The following is a 15444-nucleotide window of genomic DNA, read 5'->3' as shown; positions in this document are numbered from 1 at the left end:
CAAATAAGAGTTTTCATTGTTCCCAGTACAGTTCTCTGTGGACCTCCTTCTCATTTTTTTGATTACAAAAACAATTCCATTCCTACTAGTCCATCTTTTTTGGTAGTTACGAAATAATTAACAATTTATACCATATTTAAACTAACAAAAAAGGAAAAAAGCTGATGTCGATTGAGTTTCGACGTCAGCTTGTGGACAGGATGCATGCCATGAGTCTAGCTATTGGGGAAGCGGTTTATCCTATTATTCTGATTAACCTATAGACGCTTGATCAGGTTCATTGTTCCCGATGACCTGACAACAATCCATCCGTCAGGAATAGGCGAGCCTAGCATCACCCATACCTCCTGACCAGAGGATGCGTTGTTCAGATTTTTAAGCAAGTTCATGGTTCCAGTACTTCTGATTACAACCCATCCGTCAGGCATAGGGGAGCCGAGCATTACCCAAACTTCCTGATTAGAAGAGGCGCTGTTCAGGTTTTTAAGCAGGTTCATGGTTCCGGTACTTCTAATCACGACCCATCCAGTTGGCATAGGGGAACCGAGCATTACCCAAACTTCGTAACCAGTCGGAGCGTTGTTCATATCTTTAATCAGGTTCATATTGCCGGAAGATCTGATGACGACCCATCCGGTTGGAATAGGCGAGCCGAGCATTACCCAGACTTCTTGACCAAATGCGGCATTTTTGATTAATGTTTTTGCGGAGGCTGGTGCCTTCTCCTGTGAAGGTAGAGCGGCCCCGTGAGCTGTTACGGCTAAACTTGGTACGGCGACGACTGAGCTTAATGTCAGGATGATCAAGGCTTTTTTAAACATGAACATCAACCTTTCATGACAGAGGTAATGTAGCTCTGAAATGCTCGTTGAGTGGATTCCTGATGTTGGTATATATACCATTTTATAGTAAGTTTGTTCCTTTTACTTTAGGAGATATTGTCGAATGGTAGACAATATAAAAAGCACCTCAAAAGGGTGCTTTCCGTTCACGAGAGATTTAACGCGGTCTGGATATTTTGCTGATCCAACTGAATCTGCTCGGTAACATTCCATGGATGATACCAGCCTCGCTCAATCATGTACAGGCTGATCCTTTCATGCAAATCGATTGCTTCTTCCAAGTGCTTGGTTAGTATTTCCTTAATTTCTGGGGTGCCTGTTTCCGTCAGTGCCATCGCATAGTTCCGCACACCGCTCTTTGCGGAGATGAGAAAGTCCATGGCGATTACTTGATCCGTCAGGCCACCCATACCAGCTAAGCTTTGAAGAATGCCAGTCATTTGTTGTCCCCCTATGAATTTGCTTTTGTCAGTAGAGAGCTCAGTTCCTGGAGCTGTCTGGTGGATACGAGAATATCGTCAGCCAACAGCTGTCCCAACGTCTCATCGGAAACCAGGCCTTGCATTGTCTTGGACTTGGTCATGCAAATGGTTTTAAAAGTGGCAATTTCGTGTAGTTCAAGCTGTTCATGCAATCCGTAACTCATCGCAGCAGCACCCTCCTTCTCATTTCATCAAGGCTTCAAAACGACTTTGATGCAATTGTCTGTTTTGGTATCAAATACTTCGTAACCACGCTTTGCTTCACTCAAGGGAATGACGTGCGTAATGATGTCGCCTGGATCGACTTTTCCGGTGGTAATGAGCTCGTACATATAGGGCATGTAGTGGATCACAGGAGCTTGTCCGGAACGTATGTTGACATTGCGTTGCATGATGTCTCCAAGAGGGAAGGCATTATAGCGCCCGCCGTAAACTCCGGTAATTTGGATTGTGCCGCCTTTGCGAACTGCTTGGGAAGCGATGACGATTGCTCCCATGGCGCCTCCTTGCAGCTTCAAACCACTCGCCAGAAACTCCAGATCGGACATTTTTCCATCCATACCAACAGCATCGATGACAACATCAGCGCCACCCTTCGTGATTTCTTTCAGGTAGTTACCGATATTTTCCTTTTGCTCAAAGTTAACGATTTCTACGTTGTTTGTACGCTTCGCATGTTGCAGGCGGTAATCGATATAATCAACCGCGATCACACGTTTTGCACCCTTCAGCCAACAAAACTTTTGGGCGAGGAGGCCTACGGGTCCGCAGCCCAGAACAATCACGGTATCTCCGTCCTTGACACCAGCGTTATCTACGCTCCAATAGGCAGTGGGCATAGCATCGGCAATCAAGCATAGCTTTTCATCTTCTACTTCGCAGTTTTCGGGTAGCTTGAAATGGGTAAAATTCGCAAAGGGCACCCGCAAATACTCCGCCTGTCCCCCAGGATAACCCCCAGTTGTGCCGGAATATCCGAAAAAACCACCTATATCGCCATTCTCGTTTGAATTGTCACATTGGCTTTCTAAATCGTTTTTACAATAAAAGCATTCGCCGCAAGCAATCGTAAATGGAATGATGACGCGGTCGCCCTTTTTCAGCTTGGTTACACCGGGGCCTACCTCTTCAACAATGCCCATTGGTTCGTGACCGATAATATAGTCCTCTTGCAAATTGGGGATCATGCCATGAATTAAATGGAGATCGGACCCGCAAATGGCGGTGCTTGTCAATTTCACGATCATATCATCGTGCTTTTCCAGCTTCGGATCGGGAACCTCTTTTACCAGTACGTTTTTAATGCCTTGATAGGTAACAGCTTTCATCGATGAGTTCCTCCATCATTGGTGTTCATCTGGTGTCCGATCGAACATGCCTTTTCGCGAAGTATCTTCTGGGAAGAGGTTCATTTGCCCGATTTGAATCGTTTCCAAGGCTGAGAGGTGGTCTAGTTGATATTGTTCATGAAGCTCGTAGGGATGGAACCATTTTTTACTGAGCATCAGTTCCGCGATTTCTTGATGGAGAGCAATTCCTTGGTGGAGCTGTTTCCGCAATATGGCTCTCGCTTCCGGAGTAACGGTTTCAGTCAGAGCGATGGCTGTGTTTCGGACGCCTTCTTTGGCACGGATGAGGAAGTCCATAGCAAAAGTCATATCTGCCTTCTCCGGCATGTTTAATGCATTTATGGGATCTTGATAATCGTTGTTCATCGGATTTTCACCTTCAGTTTATGATGGGGGTCGGACGAGTTTGCGGGATCGGTGCCTGAAAGGGTGCGTTCTTGTAAATAGCCTGAAGCTCTGCGATTGCTTGCAAGGATTGCTCTACATCTTTTTGCATCAATGCTCGTAAATCCTGATCGAATACGATGCCTTGCATCAGCTTGGATTTGGCGAGGCAGAGTGTTTTAAAGTTAAGTACTTCATGAATATCCAGTGATTCATGGGCAGCCAGCGTCTGTTTATTCATGTACCATCCTCCTTTTGGGCGTTTTAACAGTTTTATTCTGTCCTATGTACTTCCTGGTATTCGAAAGAAGTTTTCGGGCGAGGTGGATTTTTTTGAATAGTCTGGACGTTGGGAGGTGTGTGTGCTACAAATAAAGCTAAGTTAAATTTATAAAGCCATTGGAGAAATTAATATCATGCGTTACGGTAAACAAAGGAGAGACGAGCATGGCAAAAGAGGAATATGCGATTGGGCTGGATCTGGGTGGGACAAAAATATTGGCTGGCCTGGTGGACCGTACTGGTCGATTGATTGCACGAAAGCAACTGCCTACGTACGCGGAAGAGGGAGAAAAGGCAGTAATCGAAAGGGTGCTGTCCGCCACGCACGATGTCCTGTCAACAAGCGGCATCAATTCCGAAGAAGTATGCGGGGTTGGAATCGCTTCCGCTGGTGTGATTAACAGCGATAGTGGCGAGGTCATTTTTGCGAGCAATCTGGGCTGGCGAAATGTTCCGATTGGCACGTTGATTGGGCAAAAATTCGGATTGCCTGCTCGACTGTTCAATGATGCGAATGCTGCGGCGGTTGCGGAGTGGCTATGGGGTGCAGGTGTCGGTACACGAAATATGATTTACGTCACAGTCAGCACAGGGGTTGGGGCTGGAATCGTTAGCGACGGACGTTTGGTTTCAGGTAGAGATGGAAGTGCGGGTGAGTTCGGCCATATCTCAATCGATTGGAACGGACCGCCATGCCGCTGTGGTAATCGCGGATGCCTGGAAAACTACGCTTCTGGTACTGCTATCGAAAACGCCGCCCGTCAAAAATTGGCATCTACGAAGAAGTCCGGTACCAATCGAATCCTTGTTGAAAAGGGAGAGCTGTCGGCAAAAGAGATCAGTGAAGCTGCGCTCGCAGGAGATCCATTTTTCGCGCAAATCGTAAAGCAAGCCGGGTTTTATTTAGGCATAGGAGCAGCCAATCTGATCTATATGTTTAATCCGGAGGTCATTGTCTTTGGAGGCGGGGTTATGAACGCATCTGGATTAATGCTTCCAGAAATCGAAAAGAGTATGAGAGATAGATCCATCTCTGGATTGGCGAATGAAGTGCGGGTGGTCACAAGCCAAATCGGGGTGGAGGCCGGAGTGATGGGAGCGGCAGGGGGAGTTTTTGAATCCAATTTTTAATTGAAATCCGTATTGCAAAAATTAAAACAATTTTGTATCATCTTATTAATTACTCCACTGAAAAAAATAATTAACAAATGAGAACCAAGGAGGAAGACAGCATCATGGCAAAAGTGAGAGTTGCGGTGATTGGTGCAGGATCTATTTCAGACATGCACTTGCAATCGTACCAGCAAAACGAGCGTACAGAAATTCGTGCCGTCGTCGACTTCAACGAGGAGCGCGCTCGGGAAAAAGCTCAGAAGTACGGGGCCGAGACCTATTACAGCAAGCTTGAGGATGTTTTTGCAGATGAGCAGGTAGACGCAGTGAGTATTTGTACGTGGAACAACACGCACGCTGATATTGCCATTGCTGCCCTTAGGGCGGGTAAAGACGTGCTTTTGGAAAAGCCTTTAAGTACAACAGTTGAAAGCGCTCTCCTGATAGAAAAGGCCGTAAAAGAAAGTGGCAAGCTGCTCCAGGTGGGCTTTGTGAGAAGGTACGATACGAATGCGCAATTGCTCAAGCAGTTCATCGATGCGGGCGAGCTGGGCGAGATTTATTACGCGAAGGCATCCTGTCTGCGTCGCTTGGGAAACCCGGGAGGCTGGTTCGCTGACAAGGACAGATCTGGTGGAGGTCCGTTGATCGATCTCGGGGTACATGTCATTGATCTGTGCTGGTATTTGATGGGCTGCCCAAAAGTAACGACCGTCAGTGGCAATACATACAACAAGCTGGGCAATCGCGCCAACGTCAAAAATCTTTCCTTTTACAAAGCCGCTGACTACGACCCTTCCCAAAACACTGTCGAGGATATGGCCAATGCACTCATTCGCTTTGAAAACGGAGCGTCTCTTTTCGTGGATGTGAGCTATACACTGCATGCAAAAAAAGACGAGCTGGCCGTCAAGCTGTACGGAGACAAGGGAGGCGCAGAGGTAGAGCCAGAGCTGTCCATCATTGCAGAAAAGCATGACACGATCCTGAATATCAGCCCGCAGATGGATAAATTATCGTTTGATTTCAAGCGAGGCTTCCAAAATGAGATCGATCACTTTATCGCATGTATATTGGGTGAAAAAGAAACGCTTAGCCCAGTGCAGGACGGTGTGGAGATGATGAAGATTCTGTGCGGTATTTACGAATCAGCTGCGACCGGAAGAGAAATCGTATTTACCCGATAACCGGCAGGCTAGACCTATCCATGGACATCCAGATAACACCCATAGAGTACATGAAGACAAGGGGGAAAAGAAAATGAAAAAAGCATCGTTTTTGCGAACCGCATCCGTCTTACTTTTTTCAGTGGCTTTACTTTTCGGATGTTCCAGTGGCGGTGGCAATGGTAGTGGAACTCCTGCAGCTTCCAATGGGGGGACAACGACGGGAGCGCCGCAAAAGGATCAGATGGTCATCGCCGTAAACGAAAACTTCATCACGATGGACCCGCAAAATACAGGGGATGCACTGTCATCAGGTGTCCAAAGCGCGATGTTCGAAGGGCTTTTGATTTACGACAAGGATTTGAAGCTCATGCCGGGTTTATCGACTGAATATTCGGTGAATGAAGATGCGACAGAGTACACCTTCAAGCTCCGGCAAAATGTAAAGTTCCATGACGGCACACCTTTCAATGCCGAAGCAGTCAAAATCAACTTCGACCGGATGAGTAACAAAGACAACAACCTGAGAGCTTATCGGAACTACAAATACATCAAGTCCACAGAGATTGTCGACGAGCACACAGTAAAAGTGACGCTGAACCAGCCGTTTTCCGCGATGATCAACAAGTTCACGACCGGAATCATCAGCCCGGCGGCTCTGGAGAAGTACGGCAAAGACATTACCAAAAATCCAGTCGGTACAGGTCCATATAAATTCGTGGAATGGGTACAGGGTGACCATCTGACGGTAGAGCTTAATCCGGATCACTGGAACAAGGGAGCTGCCAAGGTCGGTAAAATCGTCTACAAACCCGTTCCTGAAAACGGTTCCCGCGTAGCCATGCTGAAAACGGGTGAAGCCGATGTCATCTACCCGTTGCCAGAGCAGCAAGTAGAGACACTGAACGGTGAAGAGGGAGTAAAGGTAGAGCGCACACCTTCCACTATCACCCGCTATGTTTCGATCAATATGCTGAAAAAGCCGTTTGATGATCCGCGCGTTCGCCAAGCTATCAACCATGCAGTCGATAAAAACGCGTTCATTAAAGTCGTGAAATCCGGGTATGGCGCACAACTGGAATCCGTAATGTCCCCGACGATTGCCCACTATGCCAAGCAAGGCGCGTATGAATACAACATCGAAAAAGCGAAGCAGCTTTTGAAAGAAGCAGGCTACGAGAACGGCTTCACTACCGATATCTGGGGCAATACAAACTCGGATACGATGAAGGGCATGCAATTTATTCAGCAGCAATTGCAAAAGGTCGGCATCACCGTTGAAGTGAAATCGATGGAGGAAGCCACGCTATCCGATGAAATCTACGGCATCAAGTCGCCAGAAGAAGCGAAGATGAACATGTGGTACGTAAGCTGGTCCTCTGCTGATCCAGACAATGCGATGCGTTCGTTGTTTAGCAGCGAGAACTTCCCGCCTGCGGGAGCAAACACGGCTTTCTACAAAAATGACCTTGTCGACCAAAGCATCAAGGAAGCGACACAATCGTCAGACCAAGACAAGCAAAAGCAATTGTATGGCGTCGTGCAAGAAAATGTGTTTAAAGATGCACCATGGATTTTCCTCGCAGTCGATGAAATCTTGTACGGAAAACGCGCGAACGTGAACGGTGTTTATATCACACCAAGTGGCGGCATCTATGTAAGGGAAGCGGCGTTCCAATAATACTTGAAGCAGCGTTCGGGCATTGTCTGCCGCTGGGCGCTGCTTTTCTTTTAGGAGGAACCGTACCATGTTCCGTTATATCGTGAAGAGACTCATCGAGATCATCCCGATTATTTTTGTTGTGTCGTTGCTCATTTTCTTCTTTATCCATCTGGTTCCGGGTGATCCTGTTCGCTTGGCGGCGGGAAAAGAAGCGACCTTGGAAGAGATCGAGCGGGTGCGTCAGGAGCTGGGCTTGGATAAGCCATTGCTTACCCAGTACGTCAATTACATGCAAAACCTGCTGACAGGAAATTTGGGACACTCCTTGAAGACGGGGCTTCCTATTAGTGATATGTTTGAAAACCGTTTTTCCGTAACGATGACGTTGACATTTATGAGCCTGGGTTGGGCCTTGGTGCTCGGATTGCTGATTGGGACGATCTCTGCTGTTTTCCGCAATAAATGGCCGGATTACGTAGGAATGCTGACGGCGATATCCGGTATTTCCTTGCCTGGATTTTGGCTGGGGCTCATTCTCATACAGGTTTTTTCTGTCACGTTGGGCTGGTTTCCCACAGGTGGGGTCGAGAGCTGGAAGAGCTACGTGCTTCCTTCGTTAACCTTGGGAGCAGGAATCATGTCGATGCTGGCTCGTTTTACACGTTCCTCCCTGCTCGAAACATTAAAGGAAGATTTTATTCGAACAGGTCGGGCAAAAGGGTTGAAGGAATCTGTAGTCGTTCGCAAGCACGCCCTGAAAAACTCGATGATTCCGGTCGTGACCATCGCCGGATTGCAATTCGGCTTTCTCTTGGGCGGATCGGTTGTCGTGGAGACGGTGTTTAGCATTCCGGGTATGGGGCGTCTGTTGATCGATTCCATTGCTTTTCGCGATTATCCGGTCGTACAGGCAGTCATCCTGTTGTTTTCACTGGAGTTCATTCTCGTGAATCTGCTGGTAGATATTTTGTACAAGGCACTGAATCCGAAAATCCGTTATGACAGCTAATGGCAAGGAGGTGACGTAAATGGAGGTAGTAAAAGAAATCGGGCATAACGTAGCGGTTTCCAACAAAAAGAAATCAAGAGCCCGCGAGTTTTGGAAGAAGTGGAAGAAGCAAAAGACAGCTTTCTGGGCGGGGTTTTTTATCTTGTTTTTGTTTGTCATCGCGTTGTTTGGCCCGTGGATCGCGCCTTATGATCCGTACGAGCCGAACTATGATGTGACGTTGCAGACTCCTTCCATGCAGCATTGGGCAGGGACAGATGAATACGGTCGAGATATTTTGAGCCGTATCATCGTAGGAACGGGAATCTCTCTTGGCGTCAGCTTTTCTTCTGTGCTGGTCGGTGCAGTGGTTGGAACGGTATTCGGTTTGATTAGCGGATATTACGGCGGGTGGATGGATCGCCTCATCATGCGGTGGAGTGACGTCATGTTCGCCTTTCCTGATTTGCTGCTGGCAATCGCCATCGTTGCAATTCTCGGTCCGGGATTAACGAATGTCGTCGTAGCGGTAGCGGTGTTCAGTATTCCATCGTTTGCGCGTTTGATCCGGGGCAATACATTGGCTGCCAAGGAAGCGGTGTTTGTAGAAGCGGCGCGGTCCATGGGGGCAAAAAGCAGCCGAATTATGTTTCGTCACATCTTTCCAGAGACCGTCTCCAGTATGATCGTCTTTTTTTCCATGCGAATCGGTACCTCGATCTTGGCAGCATCCAGTCTCAGCTTTCTCGGTCTGGGAGCCGCGCCCGAGAGTCCCGACTGGGGGGCGATGCTCAGTATGGGTCGTGACTATCTCGCCACTTCTCCTCATGTGGTCATCATTCCAGGGATTGCGATCTTTTTGACCGTGCTGGCGTTTAACCTGGTTGGGGACGGCCTGCGCGATATTTTGGACCCGAAAACGAAGAACTAAACGAGGGAGATGGGGCAGATGAGTGAGAACATCATGGAAGTAAAGCATCTGCAGACGCAATTTACGAGAGAAAACCAGAAGACAGTCGTCCTCGACCATGTCAGCTTTCATATAAAAAAAGGCGAGGTGCTTGGACTGGTTGGCGAATCGGGCTGCGGCAAGAGCGTGACCTCCTTGTCGATCATGCGCCTGTTCAAGGACACGACTGGTGAGATTACCAATGGCGAGATTGTTTACAACGGTACGAATTTGCTCTCGATTTCGGAGAGTGATATGCGCCGTATTCGCGGAAAAGAAATCTCGATGATTTTTCAGGAGCCGATGACCTCGCTCAACCCGGTGATGAAAATCGGAGAGCAATTAATGGAAGCCATTCGTTTGCATCTCGGCTATTCCGACCAAAAGGCGCGAGAACAAGCAGTGAGCATGCTGACAAAGGTGGGGATTCCGCGCCCGAGCGAAATCATGGGTGAGTATCCGCATCAGCTCTCAGGCGGTATGCGGCAGCGCATTATGATTGCGATGGCGATGTCCTGCAATCCTAACCTGTTGATTGCCGATGAGCCAACGACGGCACTCGATGTCACGATTCAAGCACAAATCCTCGACGTAATGAAGCAGCTTCAGGCTGACGAGCATATGTCGATGCTATTGATCACGCATGATCTGGGCGTCGTGGCAGAGATGTGCAACCGTGTCGTGGTCATGTACGCAGGGCGTGTCGTGGAGGAAGCATCTGTTTACGACTTGTTCGACGAACCCAAGCATCCGTATACAAAAGGCTTGATCGGCTCCGTCCCCAAAATCGGGCAAAAGCGCGTTCGGCTGGATTCGGTTCCGGGCAACGTACCGACACCAAACAATATGCCGAAGGGCTGCAAATTCGCTCCGCGCTGCAAGGATGTCATGTCTGTCTGTTGGGAAAAGGAGCCCGCCATAACGACGGTGGGAGAGGAACGTTCTTGTCGCTGCTGGCTCTATCAAGAGGAAGGTAGGGATGTTTATGTCTAACTCACTGGTCGTGGTAGACGGTATTAAAAAAACGTTCCCGATTGATAGCGGTCTGTTTAGCAGCAAAAAAAGCGTAAAGGCAGTGAATCACGTTTCGTTTGAGATCAGGGAAGGCGAGACGTTCAGTTTGGTCGGAGAGAGTGGCTGTGGCAAGTCGACGACAGGGCGCTTGGTTACACGGCTTTTGCTGCCAGATGAGGGCAAGATTTGGATCAATGGCGAGGAAATCTCCAAGATGAACGAAACAAAGCTGCGGGAAGTGCGCAAGCAGGTACAGATGGTTTTTCAGGACCCGTACGCCTCACTGAATCCGCGGATGAAAATTCGCGATGTGGTAGCAGAGCCTCTTCGCATTCATACGAAGCTGTCTGCCCAAGAGCGTGATCGGATTGTCGCAGAAATGCTCGAGGTCGTCGGGCTCTCCAGCTATCATGCGGAGAAATTCGCCCATGAATTCAGCGGAGGGCAACGGCAGCGCATCGGAATCGCTCGCGCCTTGATTTTGAAGCCGAAGCTAATCGTCGCGGATGAGCCAGTCTCTGCTCTCGATGTGTCGATTCAATCGCAAATCTTGAATTTGCTAAAAGATTTGCAGGAAGAATTTCATTTGACCTATTTGTTTATTTCCCACGATTTGAGCGTGGTGGAGCATATTAGCGACAAGATCGGCGTGATGTATTTGGGGAGTCTCGTAGAATCCGGCCCGAAGGAAACGATTTTTGCCAATCCCCGGCATCCATATACAAAAGCGCTGCTCTCTTCAGTTCCGATTCCTGATCCGCGGGCGAAGCGGGAGAGGATCATTTTGCAGGGAGATGTGCCGAGCCCGGTGAATCCGCCGTCAGGTTGTCTGTTTCATACGCGATGTCCGTTCGTGATGGATATATGCAAGACGACATCTCCAGCATTGAGGGAAGCGGCAGACGGAGATCATTTTGTCGCTTGCCATTTGTGACTTGAATAAAAGGGATGGTTACATGCGTAGGACGGGTGATTTAAAGCTGATCCAGGAACTGAATCGCTCCATCATATTCGATACGATCCGTCATTACGGGCCTATTTCCCGGAGTGAAATAGCGAAGCGGAACAAACTGAGTCCTACTACCGTGACCTCAGCTGTCAGTGAGTTGATTCGTGACGCGTTCGTATCCGAGGTGGGAACAGGGGAGTCAAATGGCGGACGCAAACCGATATTGATCCAGTTTTCTCCTGATAGCCGTTTTCTGATAGGCATCTCGATCTCTGGCTCGAAGATTACGATTGCCGAAATGAATCTGGAAGCCGCGGTCAAACGAAAGGAAGTTCACTCGATCAAGCCGTACCAAGGGGAGAGTATCCTTGCTTTTTTGCTGGAGGTTATTGAGCAATTTTTGCGTGGAGCCGCGAGTCTGGAGACATGTATGGGAATCTCGATCGTCACTCAAGGTATCGTGGACTCGGTTCATGGAGTGATTCGCTACAATACGAAGCTCCGCTTGCAGAACGCTCCTGTTAAAGAAATGATCGAGCGGAGGTTCCGGCTGAAAACCTGGCTGGATAACGACACGAATGCGTATTTGCTAGCCGAGAAGACCATCGGGGATTTCAGTCATTATCAAAACATGCTGTACGTCACGATTGGGGATGGATTGGGAGCCAGTATTTTGATGAACGGTGCCATCTACAGGGGCTTTAAAGGCGGGGCCGGCGAGTTCGGTCACATCACGATTGATCGGGCAGGTGTGCGGTGCGACTGCGGAAATGTTGGCTGTCTGGAAAATTACGTGAGCTGGCCAACCATTTACTCCAAGCTCGTCACCTCGCTTGCGAAAGGAAAAGCGAGCCGCATCTCTGATTTGGTGGAGCAGGATGTTGGCCGGATTACTCCTGCGGTGTTTCGTCAGGCGTTGGCAGAGCAGGACCCGCTTGCCGTCAGCATTTTGGAGGAAACCGCTTCTTATTTGGCTTCGGGGTTGGTTAATCTGATTCATTTGTTCAATCCGGAGGTTATTATTCTAGGCGGTGAGATTGCCTTCGAAAATGAGCTGTTGATCGCCAAAGTAAAAGACTACGTGGGGGAATATGCGCATGGAATCCTGACGGAGGAACTGGAGATTCGGCCGAATTCGTTGGGCGAAAATGTAGAGGTCGCAGGAGCTGCCGCTGTTTTATTGCAGGATACCTTTCAGTTTTCGCTATAAGAGAGGGAGCGGGATCATGGTAAAAGTTGTAGTCGCAGGGGAAGCGGGAACAAGCGTCAAAGAATCGCAGGCTTGGCTTCGGATCAAAGAGGCAGAGATTGTAGGTGTGGCCGACAGCTTGTCTTCTTTGCGCGAAATCTTGCAGGGAACAAAAGTGGATATCGTGGATATTGGCTGGGTTGCGGACAGCGCTGACCCATGGGTGACGCTTGCGGCCCAGGCGGGAAAGCATATTTTATGCGCAGACGGTACTGCTCTGGGGCGTGGAGGAATCAGTTTGTGCGATCAGTATGATATCGTGCTGCAATTCGCCAATACACTGCGTTTTGCTCCGGAATACGAGCAAGCACAGGAGCAAATAAAGAATGAGGCAGTAGGCAAAGCAGGCGTCATTCGCTTGCGAAGAGGTGCTCCTCCATCATCCCCGAATGCCGACAAATGCATTTTTCAAGCGCTTGGAATAGGTGAATTCGACTGGCTGCGTTGGACGTTCGGCGAGGTTGAGCGAGTGATGGCGCGAGAGGTCAAGCACATAAATGAGTCAGGACAGATCGTCCATTATGCGTTGGTCATGCTTCGAATGGCAGGCGGGGCAATTGCGCATGTAGAGCTATCTTGGGCCGAGGAGACAGAACATGGTTCCTTTGAGCTTACCGGTGATCAAGGTATGATTGCCCATGATAGCCGGGAAAGCATCCCCATTCGCTGGAGTCGGGGAGAGCAGTTTCTTTCGACAACATTCCTACGGATGGATCTGATGCAGCGACAGCGGGAGCATTTCGTTCGCTGTGTACAGAAACAGGAAGTACCACGTCTGCATTCTCGTGATCTGCTCGCGGCTCTCGATATCGCTTCGGCGGCGAGAGAATCGGTCAGGACGGGACAACCTGTAAGTCTCATTCTTGGAGGTGGCGAGGGATGAAGGTAGGAATTATCAGCTTCGCCCATATGCATGCCCATAGCTACGCTACTTATTTGCAGAAGCATCCGGATGCGCAGCTGATAGCAGTCTGGGATGATGATTCTCGCCGTGGAGAGGAAGTGGCCACTGCCTACCAGCTTGATTTTTATCAAGATCTGCATGCCTTTTTGCAATCCGGTATCGACGCGGTCATTGTTTGCTCGGAAAATGCCAAGCACAAGGAGCACGTGATTGCGGCAGCGCGAGCGAAAAAGCACATTCTCTGCGAAAAACCAATTGCCACCGAGATTGCGGATGCACGCGAAATGATTCAGGTTTGCAAAGAGGAAGATGTCATGCTCCAGGTTGCCTATCCTGTCCGATTTGCACCCGTGATGGAAAGTGTCAAGCAGATCGTTCAGTCGGGTGCTCTTGGAGACATTCTCGCCATCGATGGCACGAACCACGGACAAATGCCAGGTGGCTGGTTCATTGAAAAGGAGCTGTCTGGCGGTGGGGCAGCGACGGATCACATCGTCCATCTGATGGACCTCGTCCGCTGGATGCTCCAGGACGAAGTAAAAAGCGTCTACGCTGAGCTGGACACACGTTTTTACGAGTTGGAGGTAGAGGATTGTGGACTGGTTTTTGTGGAAATGGAGTCTGGCGTAATTGTTGGAATCGATCCGAGCTGGTCGAGGCCGAAGACGTTCCCGACGTGGGGAGATGTGACGATGCGGATTGTCGGCATCAAAGGGACGTTGGACGTCGATGTCTTCAAGCAACACGCGCTCTATTACAATGACCGCGATTCGAAGCTGCAAAATCTGCCTTGGGCTGTGGATATGGATGAACGGCTTATATCTGATTTTGTGCAAAATGTCATGGAAAGCCGACCTCCGTCTATTACAGGAGAGGATGGACTGCGGACGCTAGAAGTGGTGAAGGCAGCCTATGAATCTCATCGTCTGAAGCAAGCCGTGACTATCAACAAGGTGCATTTCTCATCATGATGAGCTGTAGCCTTTCTATACAAATAAATCAAACGAGGTGGAACGGATGAAAATTGGATTGAGCACTTACAGTCTACTGACAGCAATCCGAGCTGGGGAAATGGATGTACTGGATGTCGTGCAATGGATCGCGGATAACGGCGGTGAACACATGGAAATTGTGCCATACGGTTTTACACTAGTTGATAACTACGAATTGGCAGACGCTGTTCGGGATAAGGCAAAAGCGGTAGGGATTGAGCTATCCAACTACTCGATGCCGACCAACTTCATTCAACCAGACGAAGAAGCCTTCGAAGCAGAAGTCGCACGTGTAAAAACACATGTCGATCTGCTGCACCGCATGGGTATCAAGCATATGCGCCACGACGTGTCTGCTTTTACTGTTCCCGTAGAGGAGACGACGATCGAATACTTTGAAAAGCATTTGGCTGAGATGGTTGAGGGCAGCCGTAGAATCGCTGATTATGCCGCTCAATTCGGAATAACGACGACAATCGAGAATCACGGCTGGCTGGTGCAGGCAAGTGATCGTGTGCAGCGTGTCTTGCATGAGGTCAATCGCCCGAATTTCAAAACAACGCTGGATATCGGAAACTTCATGTGCGTGGACGAAGCTTCGCTGGTTGGTGTGCAAAAAAATCTGCCTTATGCTTCGCTCGTCCATTTTAAAGATTTCTACTTCCGTCCGTCCTACCATGACCCAGGCGCTGGCAAATGGTTCAAGACCGTCAATGGCAACTTCCTGCGTGGAGCGATAGTCGGACAAGGCGACATCAACATACGCGAAGTCGTCAAGCTGGTCAAGCAGTCCGGCTATGATGGGTATATCACAGTTGAGTTCGAAGGCATGGAGGAGTGTCGAGAAGGTTCCAAGATCGGGATGGACAACCTGCGACGTTTTTGGGACGAGGCGTAAAACGGTAGTGGAAAAACGGCATTTGGGGAGCCCTGAACTGCCGTTTTTTCTTTGGGCCAAAAATAAAACACCTCTCCCTTATGAGGAGAGGTGTCAGGCTGTCGAGAAAGTCGACAGCCATTTTTATTTTACTTAATTTTAAAGCGACACCGCGTTAATTTGTTATAATTCTTATAATTACATTTTATAGTAGGTGATAATTGTGCTTACCTCCAATGAT

17 protein-coding genes are annotated in these 15444 nt (G+C 48.9%); 11 read left to right on the top strand and 6 right to left on the bottom strand.

Annotated features, from left to right (window positions below; translation table 11 throughout):
- Positions 1-257: 257 nt before the first annotated feature.
- The 6 genes from M3630_RS19340 to M3630_RS19315 form a co-directional block, all read right to left on the bottom strand.
- On the bottom strand, positions 258-821 hold the full coding sequence (locus M3630_RS19340; protein WP_251253167.1) for a hypothetical protein: 564 nt from the start codon (positions 819-821) through the stop codon (positions 258-260).
- Positions 822-988: 167 nt separating this feature from the next.
- A complete protein-coding gene (locus M3630_RS19335) occupies positions 989-1282 on the bottom strand; it encodes a spore coat protein (protein WP_251253166.1) in 294 nt (97 codons plus the stop codon).
- 11 nt (positions 1283-1293) lie between these two features.
- Positions 1294-1488, bottom strand: a complete 195-nt coding sequence (locus M3630_RS19330) for a hypothetical protein (RefSeq protein ID WP_251253165.1) — start codon at positions 1486-1488, stop codon at positions 1294-1296.
- Positions 1489-1515: 27 nt separating this feature from the next.
- Complete coding sequence (locus M3630_RS19325; protein ID WP_251253164.1) at positions 1516-2652, bottom strand: zinc-dependent alcohol dehydrogenase; 1137 nt, start codon at positions 2650-2652, stop codon at positions 1516-1518.
- Between the two features lie 15 nt (positions 2653-2667).
- A complete protein-coding gene (locus M3630_RS19320; protein WP_251253163.1) occupies positions 2668-3039 on the bottom strand; it encodes a spore coat protein in 372 nt (123 codons plus the stop codon).
- Between the two features lie 13 nt (positions 3040-3052).
- Complete coding sequence (locus M3630_RS19315; protein ID WP_173610530.1) at positions 3053-3298, bottom strand: spore gernimation protein GerQ; 246 nt, start codon at positions 3296-3298, stop codon at positions 3053-3055.
- Between the two features lie 206 nt (positions 3299-3504).
- Here M3630_RS19315 and M3630_RS19310 point away from each other — a divergent pair, with 206 nt between their 5' ends.
- From M3630_RS19310 to M3630_RS19260, 11 genes are all read left to right on the top strand, one after another.
- Positions 3505-4470: an ROK family protein gene (locus M3630_RS19310; protein ID WP_251253162.1), complete on the top strand. Its 966-nt coding sequence runs from the start codon at positions 3505-3507 to the stop codon at positions 4468-4470.
- 104 nt (positions 4471-4574) lie between these two features.
- Positions 4575-5639: a Gfo/Idh/MocA family protein gene (locus M3630_RS19305; protein WP_251253161.1), complete on the top strand. Its 1065-nt coding sequence runs from the start codon at positions 4575-4577 to the stop codon at positions 5637-5639.
- A gap of 73 nt (positions 5640-5712) precedes the next feature.
- A complete protein-coding gene (locus M3630_RS19300; RefSeq protein ID WP_221866873.1) occupies positions 5713-7299 on the top strand; it encodes a glutathione ABC transporter substrate-binding protein in 1587 nt (528 codons plus the stop codon).
- 67 nt (positions 7300-7366) lie between these two features.
- Positions 7367-8290, top strand: coding sequence for a nickel ABC transporter permease (gene nikB, locus M3630_RS19295; RefSeq protein WP_173610526.1), 924 nt, complete (start codon positions 7367-7369; stop codon positions 8288-8290).
- Between the two features lie 19 nt (positions 8291-8309).
- On the top strand, positions 8310-9200 hold the full coding sequence (locus M3630_RS19290) for an ABC transporter permease subunit (protein WP_173610525.1): 891 nt from the start codon (positions 8310-8312) through the stop codon (positions 9198-9200).
- 18 nt (positions 9201-9218) lie between these two features.
- On the top strand, positions 9219-10211 hold the full coding sequence (locus tag M3630_RS19285; RefSeq protein ID WP_251253160.1) for an ABC transporter ATP-binding protein: 993 nt from the start codon (positions 9219-9221) through the stop codon (positions 10209-10211).
- On the top strand, positions 10204-11166 hold the full coding sequence (locus M3630_RS19280) for an ABC transporter ATP-binding protein (RefSeq protein WP_251253298.1): 963 nt from the start codon (positions 10204-10206) through the stop codon (positions 11164-11166). Before M3630_RS19285 ends, M3630_RS19280 begins: the two co-directional genes overlap by 8 nt.
- Positions 11167-11188: 22 nt before the next feature.
- Positions 11189-12391, top strand: coding sequence for an ROK family transcriptional regulator (locus M3630_RS19275; RefSeq protein WP_251253159.1), 1203 nt, complete (start codon positions 11189-11191; stop codon positions 12389-12391).
- Positions 12392-12407: 16 nt separating this feature from the next.
- The gene (locus M3630_RS19270; protein WP_251253158.1) at positions 12408-13313 is read left to right on the top strand and encodes a Gfo/Idh/MocA family protein; all 906 of its coding nucleotides are present in this window, start codon (positions 12408-12410) and stop codon (positions 13311-13313) included.
- Positions 13310-14305, top strand: coding sequence for a Gfo/Idh/MocA family protein (locus tag M3630_RS19265; RefSeq protein ID WP_251253157.1), 996 nt, complete (start codon positions 13310-13312; stop codon positions 14303-14305). The genes M3630_RS19270 and M3630_RS19265 overlap by 4 nt, the downstream gene beginning before the upstream one ends.
- A gap of 46 nt (positions 14306-14351) precedes the next feature.
- A complete protein-coding gene (locus M3630_RS19260; RefSeq protein WP_251253156.1) occupies positions 14352-15224 on the top strand; it encodes a sugar phosphate isomerase/epimerase family protein in 873 nt (290 codons plus the stop codon).
- Positions 15225-15444 lie beyond the last annotated feature (220 nt).

This window comes from Brevibacillus sp. MER 51 (assembly GCF_023714195.1).
Lineage (GTDB): Bacteria > Bacillota > Bacilli > Brevibacillales > Brevibacillaceae > Brevibacillus.
This window is presented reverse-complemented; position numbering and strand designations above follow the sequence as displayed.